Consider the following 19,265-nt stretch of genomic DNA (forward strand, 5'->3'; position numbering starts at 1 on the left):
CGCAAGCTAGTAAGATCCCTGAAAGATGATCAGGTTGATAGGTCAGAGGTGGAAGCGTGGCGACATGTGTAGCTGACTGATACTAATCGATCGAGGACTTAACCAAACTTTAAAAGCGTAAGCTTTATTCAGCAAACTGTTATCTAGTTTTGAGAGAACAATCTCATATAAATGTCTAGTGATAATGGCAAAGAGGTCACACCCGTTCCCATACCGAACACGGAAGTTAAGCTCTTTAGCGCCGATGGTAGTTGGGACTTTGTCCCTGTGAGAGTAGGACATCGCTAGGCATTTTTATTTTGCTTTTTTTATCATCGCGGGGTGGAGCAGTTCGGTAGCTCGTCGGGCTCATAACCCGAAGGTCGCAGGTTCAAATCCTGTCCCCGCAACCAACATGGTCCCGTGGTGTAGCGGTTAACATGCCTGCCTGTCACGCAGGAGATCGCGGGTTCGATTCCCGTCGGGACCGCCATGTTTTAGAAACGAAACAATGTGTTTCGTCTTTTTTATTGTTTGAACCATTTTTATATAAAACTTTACCGTCCTTAGGAGCAATCCTAAGGAATTTTTTATATACAAAGAAATTTCTTTATAGAATTGCGATGTTAAAGATTGTTGGATTTCTTACTGGATATGTATAGTCCACAACGTTTACAATATATATATACAGATTGAAATGAGGTTCTGAATGAATGACAGAGATTAACGAATTTACGTTTATGTCTACGTCTCCTGATGAAACTAATCAGCTGGCTGCTCGTCTAGCAACTTTATTAGAAGCTGGTGACGTGCTGCTGCTTGAAGGCGATTTGGGAGCTGGAAAGACAACATTCACAAAAAGTTTAGCTAAAGGATTAGGAATTGAACGCAATGTGAATAGCCCGACATTTACGATCATTAAAGAATACAAAAGCGGTCGCCTTCCTCTTTATCATATGGATGTGTACCGTCTAGGGGATGAATTTGAAGACCTAGGGTTTGATGAGTATTTTGAAGGAGATGGCGTGACGGTCGTGGAATGGGCTCATCTGATTGAAGAGCAGCTTCCTAATGAATATATTCAAATCAATATTTACCATGAAAACGAAACGGCTCGTAAAATCCTTGTAAAAGCGATAGGCAGTCGGTACGTTGAAATATGTAAGGAGCTTTTTAAAAGATGAAAATGTTAGCCATTGATACATCCAATTTTGTCATGGGTGTTGCTGTCGTTGAAGAAAACAAAGTAATTGGAGAAATTATTACGAATCTAAAAAAGAATCACTCCGTTCGTGTGATGAACGCTGTGGAATCTTTGTTAAAGGATTGTGATATTGCGCCAAGCGAGCTAGACCGTATTGTAGTAGCACACGGTCCAGGATCTTATACAGGTGTACGCATTGGCGTTACCATTGCCAAGACACTTGCTTGGACTTTAAATATTCCTTTAATAGGTGTATCTAGCCTTGAGGCACTATCAGCAAACGGTCGCTATTTTGATGGATATATCGCTCCGTTATTTGATGCGCGCCGTCAACAGCTTTATACAGGACTATATGAATGGAATAACGAGAGAGGTCTTGTAGAAGTTGAAAGTGATCGACTTGTTATTAATAAAGACTGGGCGGAACATTTAAAGTCATACAACAAACCTATTTTATTCATAGGCAATGATCTTCCTATGCATGAAGAGGCGTTAAAAGAAGTGCTGGGTGAACAAGCTGTATTTGCCCATGTTCAGCAGTTTAATCCAAGACCAAGTGAATTGGCTTTCTTAGGAATGAAGAAAGAGCCGCAGTCTGTGCATACTTTTGTTCCGAACTACATTCGTTTAGCTGAAGCCGAAGCCAACTGGCTTGCTTCACAGCAAAAAGGATAAAAGAAGGTATAAACATGAAACTAACAATTAAGTTTCGTTTAATGGAAGTTAAAGATATTGATCAAGTAGTGAAAATTGAAGAGAAGTCTTTTACGACACCTTGGAGTTCAGAAGCGTTTCAAAATGAGTTAACCAATAATCAATTTTCAACTTACATTGTGATGGAAGAAGGAGAAAATATTATTGGGTATTGCGGAACGTGGATTGTTATTGACGAAGCACATGTAACCAACATTGCGCTATTGCCAGACTACCGAGGTAAGGGACTCGGTGAATTGTTGCTGCGCAACGTGATGGACGTGCTTCGAAAACTAGGTGCTGCGTCAATGACATTAGAAGTGAGGGTATCTAATCATATTGCACAATCATTGTATCAAAAGCTAGGTTTTAAACCTGGAGGTATTCGTAAGAATTATTATTCTGATAACAATGAGGATGCATTAGTTATGTGGGTGAATTTATGAGTGAAAATCAATTAATTTTAGCATTAGAAACAAGCTGTGATGAGACAGCAGCAGCCGTGATTCGAAACGGTCATGAAATTGTAGCCAATGTGGTGGCCTCTCAAATAGAAAGTCATAAACGATTTGGCGGTGTCGTACCGGAGATTGCATCTCGTCATCATGTGGAACAAATTACGGTGGTAGTTGAAGAAACTTTAAATCAAGCGAACTTGACGTTTGCAGATATTGATGCAATAGCTGTAACGGAAGGACCAGGGCTTGTGGGAGCACTTCTTATTGGCGTAAATGCAGCCAAAGCGCTAGCATTTGCACATCAAAAGCCATTAATTGGTGTTCATCATATTGCAGGACATATTTATGCAAACCAGCTAATCAAAAAATTAGAATTCCCGCTTTTATCGTTAGTTGTATCTGGAGGGCATACGGAGCTTGTATACATGGAAAGTCACGGTCAGTTTAAAGTGATTGGTGAAACGAGAGATGATGCAGCAGGAGAAGCCTACGATAAAGTAGCCCGCACGTTAAACCTTCCATATCCAGGGGGACCGCATATTGACCGCCTTGCACATGAAGGAGAGCCATTAATTGATTTGCCGCGTGCTTGGCTAGAAGAAGGATCCTATGATTTTAGTTTCAGTGGGTTAAAATCAGCAGTTATTAACACTGTCCACAACGCGAAGCAAAAAGGTGAAGAAATTCTTCCACAAACGCTTGCTGCTAGCTTTCAAGCGAGTGTTATTGATGTGTTAGTAACTAAAACCGTTAAAGCTGCAAAGGAATATAACGTTAAGCAAGTGTTAGTAGCAGGAGGAGTTGCTGCTAATAAAGGACTTAGAGCAGCGCTAGAAGAGGCATTTGCACCATTATCAAACATCGAACTTATTATCCCGCCGCTCTCTCTCTGCACGGATAATGCTGCAATGATTGGAGCAGCAGCAAGTGTACGATTTGCTCAAGGAAAACGTTCAGATATGTCATTAAACGCAAACCCCGGTTTAGACTTGGAAGAGTAAGAGACGAATGAGATTTAGTTCTCATTCGTCTTTTTTTGTGGATAAAAATAATTTATCAACAATATTCAATAAATTTAGAATTAACTGTGGATAATTATGTGGAAAAGTCCGTGCGCTCAGTACACGGACCTGTTATCAACAAGTTTTAATTATGAAAATCAGACAGATATCCACTGTTTATTCACAGAGTGGATAAAGCTTGTTCTAAAGCGCACGAACAAGTAAATAGGATGAATAAATACGAAAAAATATAGACTATTCTTCTAGAAGAAGCTGTAATTCTTCCCACTCTTCCATTAATGTGGATAACTGTGAAGAAATTTTTTCGTTTTCACCGTTTAATCTTGATACTTCTTCGTGGTTTTGATAAATTTCAGGGTCACAAAGAAGTTCTTCATTCTCTGCTTGTGCGGCTTCTAATTTGTTTACTTCAGTCTCAATTTCTTCAATGCGGCGCGTTCGCTGCCTCATCAATTTTTTTTGTTCTTTATCTTGTTTATAGGACTGTTTATCTACTTTTACCGTGCGTTCTTCGTTTGCTTTTATATTTTCTAATTCTTTGATTTCCTCTATTTCTGCTTTCTTTTCTACATAATAGTCATAATCTCCAAGAAACTCTTCTAACCCTTCAGGAGACAGCTCTGCTATTTTGTTTGCAATACGATTAATAAAATAACGGTCATGTGAAACAAATAACAGAGTTCCTGGGTAATCGATTAACGCATTCTCGAGTACTTGTTTGCTATCTAAATCAAGATGGTTAGTAGGTTCATCTAAAATTAAGAAATTAGCTTTTTGAAGCATAAGCTTCGCAAGAGCCAAGCGTGCTTTTTCACCACCGCTAAGCGTGGAAACGATTTTCAGTACATCATCACCTGAAAACAGAAAATTTCCAAGCGCTGTACGAATTTCTTTTTCAGGTTTGGATGGGTATTCATCCCAAAGCTCATTTAAAACGGTTTTATTAGACGTTAAATTGGCTTGCTCTTGGTCGTAATAACCAACCATTACGTTTGAGCCAAAGGAAATGGTTCCAGTCTTGAAGCTTAGTTTATCCACAATACCTTTTAATAAAGTAGATTTCCCAACTCCATTAGGGCCAACCAACGCAAGGCTTTCACCTTTTTTAATCCGAAGGTTTGCCTGCTGAACGATATATTTGTGTTCATCATATCCGATAGACACGTCTTCAAGATTTAAGACTTCATTTCCGCTTTGACGCTCAATTTCAAACGAAAAACTAGCTGATTTTTCGCCTTCGTTAGGTCGATTTATTAACTCCATTCGATCGAGCTGTTTCCGTCTGCTTTGCGCACGTTTTGTAGTCGATGCGCGGGCGATGTTTCGCTGAATAAAATCATTCAGTTTTGCGACTTCATCTTGCTGCTTTTCATACTGACGCAACTCTTTTTCATATCGCTCTGCTTTTTGTACAAGGTATTTAGAGTAATTGCCCGTGTACTTGACCGTTGTTTTTTGTGTGACTTCATACACTTGATTTACGACTTTATCAAGGAAGTAACGATCGTGTGAAACAATTAAAATAGCTCCTTCATACCCTTGCAGAAACTGTTCCAGCCATGCTAAAGTTTCAATATCTAAGTGGTTGGTAGGCTCATCGAGAATAAGCAAGTCTGGCTTTGTTAAAAGCAGTTTTGCAAGAGCCAAGCGCGTTTTTTGTCCACCGCTCAAGGAGGAAATAGGGGTGCTATAGTCAAAGTTTGAAAAACGGAAACCGTGAAGAATAGACCGTGTATCCGCTTCATATTGATAGCCGCCTAAATCTTTGAACGTTACTTGAAGCTGGTCGTACTCTTTGGTTAGTTTTTCGTATTGAACTGAATCATTAAAAATGTCTGGATCACCCATCTTCGTTTCAAGCGTACGTAATTCTTTTTCCATTTTCTTTAACGGAGCAAAGACCGTCATCATTTCTTCCCATATGGAGAGTGTTGACTCAAGAACTGTATCTTGTCCCATATAATCAATGGAAACACCTTTAGGTTTAATAATTTCTCCGCTGTCATAAGAAAGCTGCTCAGCAATAATTTTTAATAAAGTTGATTTACCAGCACCGTTTCGTCCCACTAGGGCAATGCGGTCTTTTGATTGTACTTCTAACTTTATATTCGATAAAATGGGTTCTGCCCCATAGTATTTTGTAATACCGTTCAATTGTAGAATAATCATTTTTTCACCTCTAGTAGTATATCCATAGTGTATTTTAACATATTTTCAACTACAAGTTCTTCTTACAAGCGTTTGTAATTTGTAGAGGGACAAGGACAAATGATGAAGCGAATGTTTTGATTCATGAAATAAAATGATTTTACCTGCACATTTTATACAGGATACTATGTTAAAATAAGAGATAAGTGCATCTCTGAACTTATATATGATGGATGTAGAAAACCCGTCATGACTAACAAACGAATCCTTTGAAGGGCACATTGCTTCGTTCTAGCTACCGACTTTAAGTAGTGCTGGATAGACAAAAGGCGTCGGGGTGTGAAGCGGAGTATATATAAAACAAGAGAAAAGAGAGAGAATTGGAAGCGCTACCTCAAAGCGGTTGAGGCTTTGTGAAAGGTAATGCAATATGACTTGAAAATGTTAGTAACGACATACATGAACTGAGGGGGTACAACGTGAACACTGAACAATTAAAAATACCACAAGCAACGGCTAAACGATTGCCGCTTTATTATCGTTTTTTAAAAAACTTGCATGCTTCTGGTAAACAGCGTGTTTCGTCAGCGGAGTTAAGTGAGGCAGTGAAAGTTGATTCTGCTACTATTCGCCGGGATTTTTCTTACTTTGGAGCATTAGGGAAAAAGGGATACGGCTACAATGTGAATTATTTACTTACATTTTTCCGTAAAACGTTAGACCAAGATGAAGTAACGAAAGTAGCACTGATTGGCGTAGGGAATCTGGGAACGGCCTTTTTAAATTATAATTTTATTAAAAATAATAACACCAAAATTGAGTGCGCTTTTGATGTGATAGAAGATAAAGTCGGTACAAAAGTAGGCGACGTGCCGGTTTATCACCTTGACCAATTGGAAGATTATATGAGTGATGATATCTCAGTGGCGATTTTAACCGTTCCTGCCACTGTTGCTCAGCAAATTACCGATCGTTTAGTGAGTTGCGGAATTAAAGGGATTCTAAACTTTACTCCTGCACGCTTAAACGTACCGGATGAGATTCGACTGCACCATATTGATCTTGCTGTAGAATTACAGTCGCTTGTCTACTTTTTGAAAAATTATCCTGTTGAATAAGGCGGACTATGTTACGATTTCCTTAAGTCTAAATTAATAAGGAGAGTGGGAATATGGGGATTGGAGCAGGCAGTTGGATTATTATTGCGATTGTAGCACTGCTTATTTTTGGACCGAAACGGTTACCGGAGCTAGGAAGATCAGTGGGCCAAACGCTTAGAGAGTTTAAGCATGCCGCTAGCGGTGCATCAGAAGATCGTGAAAAAGATAAACAGCGTCAAGTAGATGACAAAGAGTAAGAGGGTGATCATAGTATGACCGAACAAGAAATGTCAATATATGATCATATAGGAGAGCTGCGAAAACGCATTTTAATTGTTTTATTTTTCTTTGTGATTGCCACAATTGGCGGCTTCTTTATAGCGGATAAGGTCATTGTCTATTTACAGCATGCTGATGAGGCAAAAAATTTAACGATGAATGCATTTAGGCTAACAGATCCAGTTAAGATTTATATGCAGTTTGCTGTTATTATCGGCTGTGTACTTGCAGCTCCTGTTGCACTGTATCAACTCTGGGCATTTATTAGTCCTGGTTTATATGAAAAAGAGCGGAAGGTAACGCTTGGATATATTCCTGTTTCCATTTTTCTCTTTATCGGCGGTGTCTCTTTTTCTTATTTTGTGTTGTTTCCATTTGTCGTCGATTTTATGACGCGCGTTTCTGATGAGCTGAATGTAAACCAAGTGATTGGCATTAATGAATACTTTTCTTTTTTAATGCAGCTCACACTGCCTTTTGGCCTGTTGTTTCAGCTTCCTGTCGTCGTGATGTTTTTGACGAGATTAGGAATTATCACGCCTATGTTTTTATCTCAAATTCGAAAATATGCCTATTTCGTACTGCTAGTTATTGCCGCACTTATTACACCACCGGAATTGCTCTCGCACATGATGGTGACAGTGCCGCTCTTAATTTTGTATGAAATCAGCATCATTATTTCCCGCATTTCGTATCGCAAAGTGTTAAAGGCAAGGGCAGAGCAAGAAAGAGAAGATGTTAGTATGTAAAAAAACCACTGAAACAGTGGTTTTTTTATTTAGATGAATCATCTTGATTTTTATATTGCTGCTGCAATTTTTTAATTTTGTAGTGCAAGATAAAGATGCGAACCGCAAACCTGAAATCGAATGCGGCTACGAGTGCAAATAAGATTGTGGGGAAATTCCACACGGTTTCCTGAGCATTTTGAATTGCCAAGTAAGTAAATAAAATCCCCATAATAATATAAATAAACCCTCGTGTTAAAGGGATATTCTTCATAAAAACATGCCTCCAAAAATAAACTGCATTTGTTCTGCTTGTTTTTGCATTTCTATAATTTTATCTGCAAAAATAGTTTGAGATAAAATAACGATTGTATTCATCAAAACATGAGCAATAATAGGTACAACAATTAGTCTTGTTCTTGCATAAAGGAATGCAAATACAAATCCCATGGCTGTATACACAAGTAAATGTTTAAAATCCCAGTGTACCGCAGCGAAAATAAGGGAACTAATAAATGCAGAGATAAAGAAATTGTATCGTTTGTGAAGAGAGCCGAAAATAATCTTTCGGAAAATAATCTCTTCTAGTATTGGTCCAATAACAGATGTAACGACAATAAGGAACGGTGTTGCTTTAACAAGGTTAACAATATTTTGTGTGTTTTCAGATACTTGGGTAATGCCAAGAGCGTGTTCGATCATACCTGCTACAGCTTGACCAGCCATAGCGAGAAACACCCCAAGGACTGACCAGGCAACAGCAATCGTTTTTCCAGCATGTTCTATACGCATGGACATGTCACGACGCAGCAGCAGTAAGACAATAAGTAAGCCAAGGATAAAGCTAATGATAGTCCAATAAGTCAAAAGCAGGACATTCGCTGTTCGAACTGGATAGTCATCAAACATTCCTGTTAATTTTAACAGCGGTATACCAACAACTCCTGAAAACTGCATAAGGATGTAGGTGAGGATAACATACCAATAACGTTTTTCCAATCTTCTATACTCCTTTAAAAGGTTTTTATGTATATATGTCGAAGAAGTACTGTAAAGTTAGTAATTTCTTCTTGCTCGTATTGTAACATACATATTATTGAACAGAGAAAAGAATGCTTTATTTCTCAAAATCGTCGAAATCTAAGACTATTATATGTAGTTGTCGTAAATTTTAAATTTTTTTTGTTTAATACTTGCAAAAAAAACCCACTTTGTTTTAATATAATAATTGTGTTAGCACTCGTCGAGGTTGAGTGCTAATAAAAATGCAAACATATTATTTGAGGAGGTTGTTTCACTTGTTAAAGCCATTAGGTGATCGCGTAGTGATTGAACTTGTAAAATCTGAGGAAAAAACAGCAAGCGGTATCGTGTTACCGGACAGTGCAAAAGAAAAACCACAAGAGGGTAAGATTGTTGCTGTTGGTACAGGCCGAGTATTAGAAAGCGGTGAGCGTGTAGCTTTAGAAGTAGCTGCGGGCGATCGTATCATCTTCTCAAAATATGCGGGTACTGAAGTGAAATACGAAGGTACTGAATACTTAATTTTACGCGAAAGCGATATTTTAGCTGTAATCGGCTAATTTTAACCACAAACTTATCATACGTAAAAAATAGATTATTAAGAACATCTTGAGGAGGTCAAAGAACATGGCAAAAGACATTAAATTTAGCGAAGAAGCACGTCGCGCAATGCTACGTGGTGTAGATACATTAGCAAATGCTGTAAAAGTAACGCTTGGACCAAAAGGTCGTAACGTTGTATTAGAAAAGAAATTCGGTTCACCGCTTATTACAAATGATGGTGTAACAATCGCAAAAGAAATCGAATTAGAAGACGCATTTGAAAATATGGGTGCTAAATTAGTAGCGGAAGTTGCTAGCAAAACAAACGACGTTGCTGGTGACGGTACAACTACTGCAACAGTTTTAGCGCAAGCAATGATCAGAGAAGGTCTTAAAAACGTAACGGCTGGTGCTAACCCAATGGGTATCCGTAAAGGGATGGAAAAAGCAGTAGCTGTAGCGGTTGAAGAACTAAAAGCAATCTCTAAACCAATTCAAGGTAAAGATTCAATTGCTCAAGTAGCAGCTATCTCAGCAGCTGACGAAGAAGTAGGTCAATTAATTGCTGAAGCAATGGAGCGCGTTGGTAACGACGGCGTTATCACACTTGAAGAATCAAAAGGTTTCACAACTGAATTAGAAGTGGTAGAAGGTATGCAGTTTGACCGTGGATATGCATCTCCTTACATGGTAACTGATTCAGATAAAATGGAAGCTGTATTAGATGATCCATACATCTTAATCACAGACAAAAAAATCGGTAACATTCAAGAAATCTTACCGGTATTAGAGCAAGTTGTTCAACAAGGCAAGCCTCTATTAATCATCGCTGAAGACGTAGAAGGCGAAGCTTTAGCAACATTAGTTGTGAACAAACTTCGCGGTACATTCACAGCTGTAGCTGTTAAAGCTCCTGGTTTCGGTGATCGCCGTAAGGCAATGCTACAAGACGTTGCTATTCTAACGGGCGGAGAAGTAATCACTGAAGAGCTTGGTCTTGACTTAAAAACAGCAAGCATCGATCAATTAGGTCGCGCTTCTAAAATTGTTGTAACAAAAGAAAATACAACAGTTGTAAACGGTGCAGGAAACGCAGAAGATATCCTAGCACGCGTAAACCAAATCAAAGCTCAGCTTGAAGAAACAACTTCAGAGTTTGACCGTGAAAAATTACAAGAGCGCTTAGCAAAACTTGCTGGTGGCGTAGCTGTAATTAAAGTTGGTGCGGCAACTGAAACTGAGTTAAAAGAACGTAAATTACGTATTGAAGATGCATTAAACTCTACGCGTGCTGCGGTTGAAGAAGGTATCGTAGCTGGTGGTGGTACTGCATTAGTAAATATCTATAATAAAGTAGCAAGCATCGAAGCTGACGGTGACACTGCTACAGGTATCAACATCGTATTACGTGCGATTGAAGAGCCTGTACGTCAAATCGCTCACAACGCTGGTTTAGAAGGATCAGTAATCGTTGAGCGTCTAAAAGGCGAAGCAGTTGGAACTGGATTTAACGCTGCAACTGGCGAGTGGGTAAACATGTTAGACACTGGTATCGTTGACCCAACAAAAGTAACGCGTTCAGCTCTTCAAAATGCTTCTTCTGTAGCGGCTATGTTCTTAACAACTGAAGCAGTTGTTGCTGACAAGCCAGAAGAAGGCGGAGCACCTGTAATGCCTGACATGGGCGGCATGGGTGGAATGGGCGGCATGATGTAATAACTGCCCTACCTAAAAAAGCGACCAAGTACTCACTTGGTCGCTTTTTTGCGTGCATTAATATTTTCAGATTTTTTTAAAATTTGTTAAGATAGTACTATGTTTATTGAAAAACATACTAAACTCAAGGCTTAACTGAGTTTTAAGGGGGAGCTTCGTTGATTCAGCTGGATCATATTAATAATAAATTAAACCAAGTATTAGAAAACATCGATCAAATTGTAATTGGAAAGCGTCATGTATCTACGTTGAGTTTGGTTGCTTTGCTTGCAAAGGGGCATATTTTGCTTGAAGATGTGCCGGGTGTGGGGAAAACGATGCTCGTGAAGGCACTGGCCAAATCGATTGATGCAGAATTTAAACGAATTCAATTCACGCCCGATTTGCTGCCGTCCGACGTAACAGGTGTTTCTATTTACAGTCCAAAAGACATGGAATTTCATTTTCGTCCAGGTCCTATCATGAGCCACATTGTACTCGCTGATGAGATTAACAGGACTTCTCCTAAAACACAATCGGCGCTTTTAGAAGCAATGGCTGAGCATCATGTAACAACCGATGGTATCACCCGGGAAATTCCAGCGCCTTTTTTTGTGATGGCTACTCAAAATCCTGTTGATTTTGATGGGACCTATCATTTGCCAGAAGCGCAGCTGGATCGATTTTTATTCAAATTAAGCATGGGGTATCCTACGCAGGAAGAGGAGCTTCAAATTTTAAACGGCGTATCGACTCAAGTTAATCTTGAAGATGTCAAACCCGTCATGAGCATTCCAGAATTAGTACAGGCTCAAAAAACTGTAAGCAGTATTTATGTAGATGATGCGATCAAGCACTATATCATCGAAATCATTCGCAAAACGCGCTCTCATCCACATGTTTCGTTAGGTATCAGTCCTCGTGGAACGGTTTCCTTTATGAAGGCCGTTCAAGCATATGCGTTAGTGAAGGGAAGAGATTACTGTCTTCCTGATGATGTTCAAGAGCTTGCTTCGTATGTGTGTGCACATCGATTAATGCTAAGATCTGATACCCAGTACAGCGGCTTAACAGCGGATGATGTGATGAAGCAAATTATGGCTGATACGAAAGTACCTGTTAAAAGGTAAGAGGTACTTTATGAAACAGTATATAAAAGTGATATGGAATAAATGTAGGGACTGGTTCGTTTTATTCTGCATCTTTGCTGCTACGTTTTCTTACGCGATGTTTCAAGGGGGCTTTGTCAGCTGGTTTTTATTTTATAGCTTCTTACCTTTTGGATTATATGCGGCAGCCGTTTTGCTTTATCCGTTAAAGAAGTGGAATGTTACTCGTGATGTGAAGCTACAGCCTCGATTCGCTGGAGATCATCTTTCGTATGACATTCATATTACACGCTCCTCGGGTTTTCCTGTTTATATGGCAGCAGTGAAAGAGGAGAGTAACCTTTTAGATCAAGAAGAAAGAACAATTTATCCGCTTTTTCAACGAAATGCTGTTATTCCGCATGAAAGATCGTTTGTAGAAAGAGGAGAATATGAATTTTTTACGATTTCGATTGAATTGAGTGATTTATTAGGAATTGTAAAAAAGAAGGCATATTATCCGCTGCAGCAGCGGTTTATCGTATATCCTCAAATCCATGAGATAGATATCCCGTTTCTTTTAGCGGGAATAGAAGAAGGAAAAAATGAAGTTTCCACGGGGAATCAATCTACTACGTTAGTGACAGGCATTAGAGAATACCAGCCGGGTGACCGATTAGGATCTATCGATTGGAAGGCGACGGCTCGTAAAGCTACGTTGATTTCTAAAGAGTTCGGTCATTATCATGAACGGAGTATGATTATCATTGCAGATGTTATAAGCTCTCTATACTTTGAAGAACGAATGAGCTTTCTGGCATCCATGCTCATTCATGAAGAAACCAAGCGTAAAAAAATCGATTTTCTTTTAGCTGGAGATGCACTTTTTTTACCAAAAACCTCTGAACAAAGTGAGACTGATAACCTGTTGTATCACTTAGCGCGTGCACAGCCTGTTAACAACCGAGCGTTCGAAACAGAATTTAAGAGTATTGCCATTCAAAAGCAGCATTCTTTTATGGTCATTGTCAGTCAAGTTACAGGGGCTCTCATTGGGCAGGTTCAATCTAAGCTAAGTCTGCATGCTAAGGCATCAATAATTGTCGTTAAAGATGAAGGAGCAGGGCTTAGTGACGAAGAGACGGTTATTGTAAATGGAATACAATTTTCTGCTTTAACGATTGAAGTCGTTAATATTCCTCTTCCTCTATCATCTAAAGGAAGTGAGGGCGGAAATAAGTGAATAAATCAGCTTTGTATGTAAAAAACATCTTATTGTACGCGGGAGCATTCTTTTTATTAGTGGAATGGCTTCTTCCTTTAAATGAAGTGACGGATACTAATCAAATTCAGTACTTTATCTTGTTTGTTGCTTACTGTTTTTTGTGTTTAACGTTTCGCTTGCCGTTTATCGTGATGGCGTTAGGGAGTATATTGTTTATTTTGTTTTCGCTTCACAATCTCTATTTCCAAGGAGCATTCTTTTCTTCAGACTGGCTTCCGAGACTTTTGGAGATTCTTCAGTCAGATGCACAAAGTATCATGGAGTGGAATATAGCGAATTTATCATTTGAAATGAGGAGCACTTTATTTTTTGTGCTGCTTTGGATTATGGCTTATTTAATTCGATATTGGATCTTTTATCAAAAAAGAATTTTCTTCTTTTTCTTCTTAACCATTTTGTATATTACCGTGTTGGATACCTTTTCTACTTACGATGCGGGAGCTGCTATTATTCGCGTGACCATTATTGGATTTTTATTAGTAGCCATGCTTCGCATAAATCCTGAACGCATAAAAGCTACGAGCACTGAGCGTTTAGAAAATAGAAAACGATCATTTCTTTTTCTAGGCAGCTTTTTAGCTATCGTCATTGTGCTGGCTTATCTCGCTCCTAAACCAGGGCCGCAGTGGCCAGATCCCGTACCTTTTATCACAGCGCATACAACAAATCAAGGACAGGGAGAATCTGCAAGCGGTCAACGAATTGGCTATGATATGGACGATTCTAAATTGGGGGGATCGTTTGTTAATGATGATACGGTTGTGTTTACAGCCAAAGTAGAGGATGAGCACTATTGGCGTATTGAAACGAAGGATGTTTATACAGGTAAGGGGTGGGAGCTGTCTAAAGAGGAAGAAAAAGTATCCTTTAAAGGAAATGAAAACTTACTCCCTCAATATGACTCAAGTGTAGCAGGACAAGTAAGAAAAGCAGAAGTTACCTATTCGCAGCCTTCTGTTCATCTTATGCATGTTCCTCAACTGCTGTCGCTAACCTTAAAAAATGGCATTCAAACCGATGTTACACCGACAAATGAAAAATTATATCCTTATCAAAATGACAAGCTTGTTACTGTTCAATCGTATGAGATGACGTATAAATATCCTGTATTTAATATTGGACTTCTTCAGCAAGCAGAGGAAAAAAAGGCAGAGAGTTTAGAGAATAATAACGAATTCATAGCAAGGTATACGCAACTTCCTGCTAATTTGCCGAAACGAGTAAAGGATTTAGCTCGTGAGGTAACAAAAAATAAGAACAATCGTTATGAAAAAGCGAAAGCCGTTGAAGAATACTTCCGATCAAATCCATATGTATATGATACTGAAAATGTTCCAATTCCTACGAAAAATAAAGATTATGTGGATCAATTTTTATTTGATACAAAAAGAGGGTACTGTGATAACTTCTCTACTTCTATGGTTGTGCTGCTTCGTTCATTAGATATTCCTGCTCGGTGGGTAAAGGGCTATACAGAAGGTGATGCCACCGTCATTTCAGGAAGTAGTAAGTGGACAACCTATGAAATCACACAAAATAATGCTCATTCTTGGGTCGAAGTCTATTTTCCAGGAGCGGGTTGGGTACCTTTTGAACCAACAAAAAGTTTTTCTAATCCTTATGATTTTGTAGATAGCCAACCTAACAACTCTAGTGAAAATAGTCAAAGGGAAGAAGAGAAACAAGAAACGCAAGTGAAGGAGCAGCCTAAGGAAAAAGAGCTTCCCGCACAAGAAGAAAGAGCGAAAGAAAAAACAGCTTCTCTTCAAAATGCTAAGTTGTCTATGAAGTGGAAAGTGCTTTTCTACGGACTGATTGTAATTATGTTAATAGTAATATATCTCAATCGATTTAAATGGTTTTTACCTTTTTATATCTCTTTTTATAAAAAGAAAGAGAGTGTGGAAACCTTTGAATCAGCGTATGCTTTTTTACTTAAAAGACTTGCTGCAAATGGACTAAAGCGGCAAGAAAGTCAGACGCTGCGCGACTTTGCAAGAGAAGTAGACGAAAAATTAAATACGGTAAATATGCTACAATTAACGGAAAAATATGAGCGGGTGTTGTATCGAAATGCAGATTCCATAAAAGAATGGAAAGAGTCGATTGAATTGTGGGAAAATTTAATCAAAAAAACGAGTTCTTGACCATTGTTTCGCGGATTGATAGAATATTCTCGAACTTACTATAAATGTTTCGTATACCTTCATATATCCTCGATAATATGGTTCGAGAGTCTCTACCGGGTCACCTTAAACGATCTGACTATGAAGGCAGAACAGTCTATTTGACAATGAACGTCGTGCTCAACTAGACTTCTGCCTTTGTTTTTTGAGGGAGAAGTCTAGTTTTTTTTATATTTTAGGGCATAATAACAAGTGATTATTTACACATTCGGAGAGGTGAACAAGATGGAAGGCATGATTGTTGTATTAGATTTTGGTAGTCAATATAACCAACTGATTACGCGTCGCATTCGCGAGTTCGGAGTATATAGTGAATTGCATCCGCACACAATTACAGCAGAAGAGATTAAAGCATTAAATCCAAAGGGAATTATTTTTTCTGGAGGCCCAAACAGTGTGTACGGTGAAAACGCATTTCACTGCGATGAAAACATTTTTGAATTAGGTATTCCTGTGTTAGGTATTTGTTATGGAATGCAATTAATGACTCATCATTTTGGCGGGAAGGTAGAAGGTGCTAGCCATCGTGAATATGGTAAAGCAGCGATTAACGTACAAAACGATTCATTAATGTACCATGAGTTGCCAAAAGAACAAGTTGTTTGGATGAGTCACGGTGATTTAGTTGTAGAAACACCAGCTGGTTTTGAAGTGGACGCAACTAGTCCATCTTGTCCAATTGCCGCAATGAGTAACAAAGAAAAGAATATGTACGGAGTGCAGTTCCATCCAGAAGTTCGCCATTCAGTGCACGGTAACCATATCTTAAAGAACTTCGTGTTTGAAGTATGTCATGCTGAAGCAAACTGGTCAATCGAGAACTTCATTGAAGTTGAAATGGATAAAATCCGTGAAACAGTTGGAGATAGAAAAGTACTTTGCGCACTTAGCGGCGGAGTAGACTCTTCAGTAGTAGCTGTATTAATTCACAAAGCAATTGGTGATCAGTTAACATGTATGTTCGTAGATCACGGTTTATTACGTAAAGGTGAAGCGGAAAGCGTAATGGAAACATTTAGCGAAGGCTTTAATATGAACGTAATTAAAATCGATGCAAAAGATCGCTTCTTAGAAAAATTAAACGGCGTATCAGATCCTGAACAAAAGCGTAAAATCATCGGTAATGAATTTATTTATGTATTCGATGACGAAGCTGCTAAATTAAAAGGGTTTGATTTCCTAGCTCAAGGTACGCTATACACAGATATTATCGAGAGTGGGACAGCTACAGCTCAAACGATCAAATCTCACCACAACGTAGGTGGGTTACCGGAAGATATGCAGTTCAAACTAATCGAACCGTTAAACACGCTATTCAAAGATGAAGTACGTGCATTAGGTTCTGAATTGGGTATCCCTGATAACATCGTTTGGCGTCAACCTTTCCCAGGACCAGGTCTAGGTATTCGTGTACTTGGTGCAATTACGGAAGAGAAGTTAGAAATTGTACGTGAGTCGGATGCTATTTTACGTGAAGAGATTGCAAAAGCTGACTTAGAGCGCGATATCTGGCAATACTTTACGGTTCTTCCTGACATCCGCAGTGTAGGTGTAATGGGAGATGCTCGTACGTATGATTACACAATCGGTATTCGTGCTGTTACATCGATTGATGGTATGACTTCTGACTGGGCGCGTATTCCTTGGGATGTGCTTGAAGTTATCTCAACGCGTATTGTAAACGAAGTTAAGCATATTAACCGCGTAGTGTATGATATTACAAGTAAGCCACCTGCAACAATTGAATGGGAATAATATGTAAGAAAACCGAACAAACGAACATTCTTTTATAAGAATGTTCGTTTTTTGTTGACTTTTTTAAAAAGTTAATGGTAGGATAGTAACATAAAACAGCGAGATATAGCTTTAATGTCGTATAATCTTGGGGATAAGGCCCAAAAGTTTCTACCGAGCTACCGTAAATGGCTTGACTACGAGAAAGTAATACATGTATGTGTAAAAATCTTTTGTTTTTTTGGCTCATACATTTCTCTTTTAGTCGATCTTATGCCTTTACGCGCCTAGTGTAGAGGCATTTTTTATGGCTTGCCTAAGTGCATGCGGCTTCTATAAAGGGAGGAAAAAACGTGAAGAAGTATTTTCGTTTTGAAGAGCTGGGTACTAGCTATCGAAAAGAGTTTATAGCTGGCCTTACAACTTTTCTATCTATGGCTTACATTTTATTTGTTAATCCATCTGTGCTATCACTAAGTGATGTAAAGGATCTTCCTGACAGTATGAGAATGGACCAAGGGGCTGTATTTACAGCTACTGCTTTAGCGGCAGCTTTGGGATCAATTGTTATGGGAGTGCTTGGTAGATATCCAATTTCATTAGCTCCAGGTATGGGATTAAACGCATTTTTTGCTTATACAGTTGTTCTGACAATGGGAATTCCATGGCAGACGGCTTTAACGGGTGTTATGATATCAGGTGTTATTTTTATTCTTTTAACATTAACAAGCCTGCGAGAAAAAATTATTAATTCTATTCCTATTGAATTAAAAATGGCTGTTGGAGCAGGTATTGGTTTATTTATTAGTTTTATTGGTATGAAAGGTGCCGGAATCATTGTCAAAGATGATGCCACATTTGTTGGACTGGGTGATTTAACTAACCCAACAACGTTACTTGCGGTTTTTGGCATTGTCATTACTATTGTATTAATGGTGCTTCGAGTAAATGCAGCTGTATTTATCGGTATGATTGTAACGGCTGTAGCAGGTATGGCTTTTGGTTTAATTGATACACCTAAAGCAGTTGTTTCATCAGTTCCTAGTCTTGACCCGACGTTTGGGGCAGCTTTTCAAAATATCGGTGATATCTTTACTGTAAAGATGCTAGTCGTCATTTTAACTTTCTTATTTGTTGATTTCTTCGATACAGCAGGTACAATGGTTGCTGTAGCGAGTCAAGCTGGGCTTATGAAAGATAATAAACTTCCGCGAGCGGGCAGAGCGTTATTGGCAGATTCTAGTGCGATTGTAGTTGGTGCTGTTCTTGGTACCTCATCAACAACAGCTTATGTAGAGTCTACGGCTGGAGTAGCAGCGGGCGGACGTTCAGGATTTACTGCAATCGTAACGGCGGCGTTTTTCTTAGTTGCACTGTTCTTTTCTCCATTGTTAGCGGTCGTAACACCAGCTGTTACTGCGCCGGCTTTAATTACGGTAGGAGCTCTGATGGTGTCAAATTTAGGAGAAATTAATTGGAAAGAGTTCGAAGTAGCAGTTCCCGCATTTTTCACGGTAATTATGATGCCACTAACATACAGTATTGCAACAGGTATTGCGGTTGGTTTTATCTTTTATCCTATTACAATGTTATGCAGCAAGCGTGGAAAAGAAGTTCATCCAATTATGTATGCTCTCTGTATCATCTTCATACTCTATTTTGCATTCTTAGCAGAATAGTTTAAATAAAAAAGCTCAGTTTAATGACTGGGCTTTTTTTTTATGGTAAGATAAGAAAACTGCATAGCGGCTAGATTGCTATTGTAATAGAGAGTATTCAATCATTATATTGAAGGTTTACTTCATTAACTTTTTTATTTATAAAGTTTTTTAGAAAAACGATTGACTCTATATATTATATATGGTAAATTATTAAATGTCGCTGATGAACAGCGCAGTTGAGAGAAACATCTTAAAAAAGATGTTGACATCAAAATGATAGAATGTTATACTAATAAAGTTGCTTCAGGGCAACGGTTGAACTTTGAAAACTGAACAAAGCGACAAACGTCAACGTTAAATTTTATTTTTTAATTGAGCAAGTCAAACATTTCTTCGGAGAGTTTGATCCTGGCTCAGGATGAACGCTGGCGGCGTGCCT

17 protein-coding genes, 2 tRNA genes, 2 rRNA genes and 2 riboswitches are annotated in these 19,265 nt (G+C 38.7%); of the genes, 18 read left to right on the forward strand and 3 right to left on the reverse strand.

The annotated features are described in order from the left end of the window. The 8 genes from LJC66_RS01100 to tsaD form a co-directional block, all read left to right on the forward strand. A 23S ribosomal RNA gene (locus LJC66_RS01100) occupies positions 1 to 106 on the forward strand; the annotation flags it as partial. A gap of 68 nt (positions 107 to 174) precedes the next feature. Then, positions 175 to 290: ribosomal RNA gene (gene rrf, locus LJC66_RS01105) — 5S ribosomal RNA — on the forward strand. Between the two features lie 25 nt (positions 291 to 315). After that, a tRNA-Met gene (locus tag LJC66_RS01110) sits at positions 316 to 392 on the forward strand. Positions 393 to 396: 4 nt separating this feature from the next. Further along, positions 397 to 472, forward strand: a tRNA-Asp gene (locus tag LJC66_RS01115). A 220-nt stretch (positions 473 to 692) separates the two neighbouring features. After that, positions 693 to 1,163, forward strand: coding sequence for a tRNA (adenosine(37)-N6)-threonylcarbamoyltransferase complex ATPase subunit type 1 TsaE (gene tsaE, locus LJC66_RS01120; RefSeq protein WP_195695588.1), 471 nt, complete (start codon positions 693 to 695; stop codon positions 1,161 to 1,163). Continuing rightward, positions 1,160 to 1,858 carry a tRNA (adenosine(37)-N6)-threonylcarbamoyltransferase complex dimerization subunit type 1 TsaB gene (gene tsaB, locus LJC66_RS01125; RefSeq protein WP_230931659.1) on the forward strand — a complete coding sequence of 233 codons (699 nt, stop codon included), beginning with the start codon at positions 1,160 to 1,162 and terminating at the stop codon, positions 1,856 to 1,858. Before tsaE ends, tsaB begins: the two co-directional genes overlap by 4 nt. Positions 1,859 to 1,872: 14 nt before the next feature. Further along, positions 1,873 to 2,322 carry a ribosomal protein S18-alanine N-acetyltransferase gene (gene rimI / locus LJC66_RS01130; RefSeq protein WP_034654811.1) on the forward strand — a complete coding sequence of 150 codons (450 nt, stop codon included), beginning with the start codon at positions 1,873 to 1,875 and terminating at the stop codon, positions 2,320 to 2,322. After that, positions 2,319 to 3,335: a tRNA (adenosine(37)-N6)-threonylcarbamoyltransferase complex transferase subunit TsaD gene (gene tsaD / locus LJC66_RS01135; RefSeq protein WP_028410378.1), complete on the forward strand. Its 1,017-nt coding sequence runs from the start codon at positions 2,319 to 2,321 to the stop codon at positions 3,333 to 3,335. The genes rimI and tsaD overlap by 4 nt, the downstream gene beginning before the upstream one ends. Positions 3,336 to 3,590: 255 nt before the next feature. Here the strand turns inward: tsaD and LJC66_RS01140 are convergent, their stop codons facing one another. After that, a complete protein-coding gene (locus tag LJC66_RS01140; RefSeq protein ID WP_230931660.1) occupies positions 3,591 to 5,525 on the reverse strand; it encodes an ABC-F family ATP-binding cassette domain-containing protein in 1,935 nt (644 codons plus the stop codon). A 458-nt stretch (positions 5,526 to 5,983) separates the two neighbouring features. Between LJC66_RS01140 and LJC66_RS01145 the strand changes: the two genes are divergently transcribed. The 3 genes from LJC66_RS01145 to tatC are packed head-to-tail and all read left to right on the forward strand — an operon-like array spanning position 5,984 to position 7,632. Continuing rightward, positions 5,984 to 6,622 carry a redox-sensing transcriptional repressor Rex gene (locus tag LJC66_RS01145; protein WP_028410376.1) on the forward strand — a complete coding sequence of 213 codons (639 nt, stop codon included), beginning with the start codon at positions 5,984 to 5,986 and terminating at the stop codon, positions 6,620 to 6,622. 53 nt (positions 6,623 to 6,675) lie between these two features. Beyond that, on the forward strand, positions 6,676 to 6,861 hold the full coding sequence (tatA, locus tag LJC66_RS01150) for a twin-arginine translocase TatA/TatE family subunit (RefSeq protein ID WP_013055022.1): 186 nt from the start codon (positions 6,676 to 6,678) through the stop codon (positions 6,859 to 6,861). A gap of 15 nt (positions 6,862 to 6,876) precedes the next feature. Beyond that, complete coding sequence (tatC, locus tag LJC66_RS01155) at positions 6,877 to 7,632, forward strand: twin-arginine translocase subunit TatC (RefSeq protein ID WP_013055023.1); 756 nt, start codon at positions 6,877 to 6,879, stop codon at positions 7,630 to 7,632. 25 nt (positions 7,633 to 7,657) lie between these two features. Here tatC and LJC66_RS01160 read toward each other — a convergent pair whose 3' ends face one another. Together LJC66_RS01160 and LJC66_RS01165 are read right to left on the reverse strand one after the other, a co-directional pair. Then, positions 7,658 to 7,885 (reverse strand): YdiK family protein, encoded by a 228-nt coding sequence (locus LJC66_RS01160; protein WP_013055024.1) that lies wholly within the window; start codon positions 7,883 to 7,885, stop codon positions 7,658 to 7,660. Further along, on the reverse strand, positions 7,882 to 8,610 hold the full coding sequence (locus LJC66_RS01165; RefSeq protein WP_230931661.1) for a CPBP family intramembrane glutamic endopeptidase: 729 nt from the start codon (positions 8,608 to 8,610) through the stop codon (positions 7,882 to 7,884). Before LJC66_RS01165 ends, LJC66_RS01160 begins: the two co-directional genes overlap by 4 nt. Positions 8,611 to 8,909: 299 nt before the next feature. Between LJC66_RS01165 and groES the strand changes: the two genes are divergently transcribed. The 7 genes from groES (at position 8,910) to LJC66_RS01200 (ending at position 18,844) form a co-directional block, all read left to right on the forward strand. Beyond that, a complete protein-coding gene (gene groES, locus LJC66_RS01170) occupies positions 8,910 to 9,194 on the forward strand; it encodes a co-chaperone GroES (protein ID WP_013055026.1) in 285 nt (94 codons plus the stop codon). Positions 9,195 to 9,261: 67 nt separating this feature from the next. After that, positions 9,262 to 10,893: a chaperonin GroEL gene (groL, locus tag LJC66_RS01175; protein ID WP_230931662.1), complete on the forward strand. Its 1,632-nt coding sequence runs from the start codon at positions 9,262 to 9,264 to the stop codon at positions 10,891 to 10,893. Between the two features lie 158 nt (positions 10,894 to 11,051). After that, positions 11,052 to 12,002 carry an AAA family ATPase gene (locus LJC66_RS01180; RefSeq protein ID WP_195695585.1) on the forward strand — a complete coding sequence of 317 codons (951 nt, stop codon included), beginning with the start codon at positions 11,052 to 11,054 and terminating at the stop codon, positions 12,000 to 12,002. Positions 12,003 to 12,012: 10 nt separating this feature from the next. Beyond that, positions 12,013 to 13,203, forward strand: a complete 1,191-nt coding sequence (locus LJC66_RS01185) for a DUF58 domain-containing protein (RefSeq protein ID WP_230931663.1) — start codon at positions 12,013 to 12,015, stop codon at positions 13,201 to 13,203. Further along, positions 13,200 to 15,392: a transglutaminase TgpA family protein gene (locus LJC66_RS01190; protein ID WP_230931664.1), complete on the forward strand. Its 2,193-nt coding sequence runs from the start codon at positions 13,200 to 13,202 to the stop codon at positions 15,390 to 15,392. Before LJC66_RS01185 ends, LJC66_RS01190 begins: the two co-directional genes overlap by 4 nt. A gap of 39 nt (positions 15,393 to 15,431) precedes the next feature. Beyond that, a riboswitch (purine riboswitch) is annotated at positions 15,432 to 15,533 on the forward strand. 123 nt (positions 15,534 to 15,656) lie between these two features. After that, on the forward strand, positions 15,657 to 17,186 hold the full coding sequence (guaA, locus tag LJC66_RS01195; RefSeq protein ID WP_028410369.1) for a glutamine-hydrolyzing GMP synthase: 1,530 nt from the start codon (positions 15,657 to 15,659) through the stop codon (positions 17,184 to 17,186). 97 nt (positions 17,187 to 17,283) lie between these two features. Continuing rightward, a riboswitch (purine riboswitch) is annotated at positions 17,284 to 17,385 on the forward strand. A 133-nt stretch (positions 17,386 to 17,518) separates the two neighbouring features. Then, on the forward strand, positions 17,519 to 18,844 hold the full coding sequence (locus LJC66_RS01200; protein WP_013055032.1) for an NCS2 family permease: 1,326 nt from the start codon (positions 17,519 to 17,521) through the stop codon (positions 18,842 to 18,844). Positions 18,845 to 19,265 lie beyond the last annotated feature (421 nt).

Source organism: Priestia sp. TSO9, from assembly GCF_021029645.1.
Classification (GTDB): Bacteria; Bacillota; Bacilli; order Bacillales; family Bacillaceae_H; genus Priestia; species Priestia megaterium_E.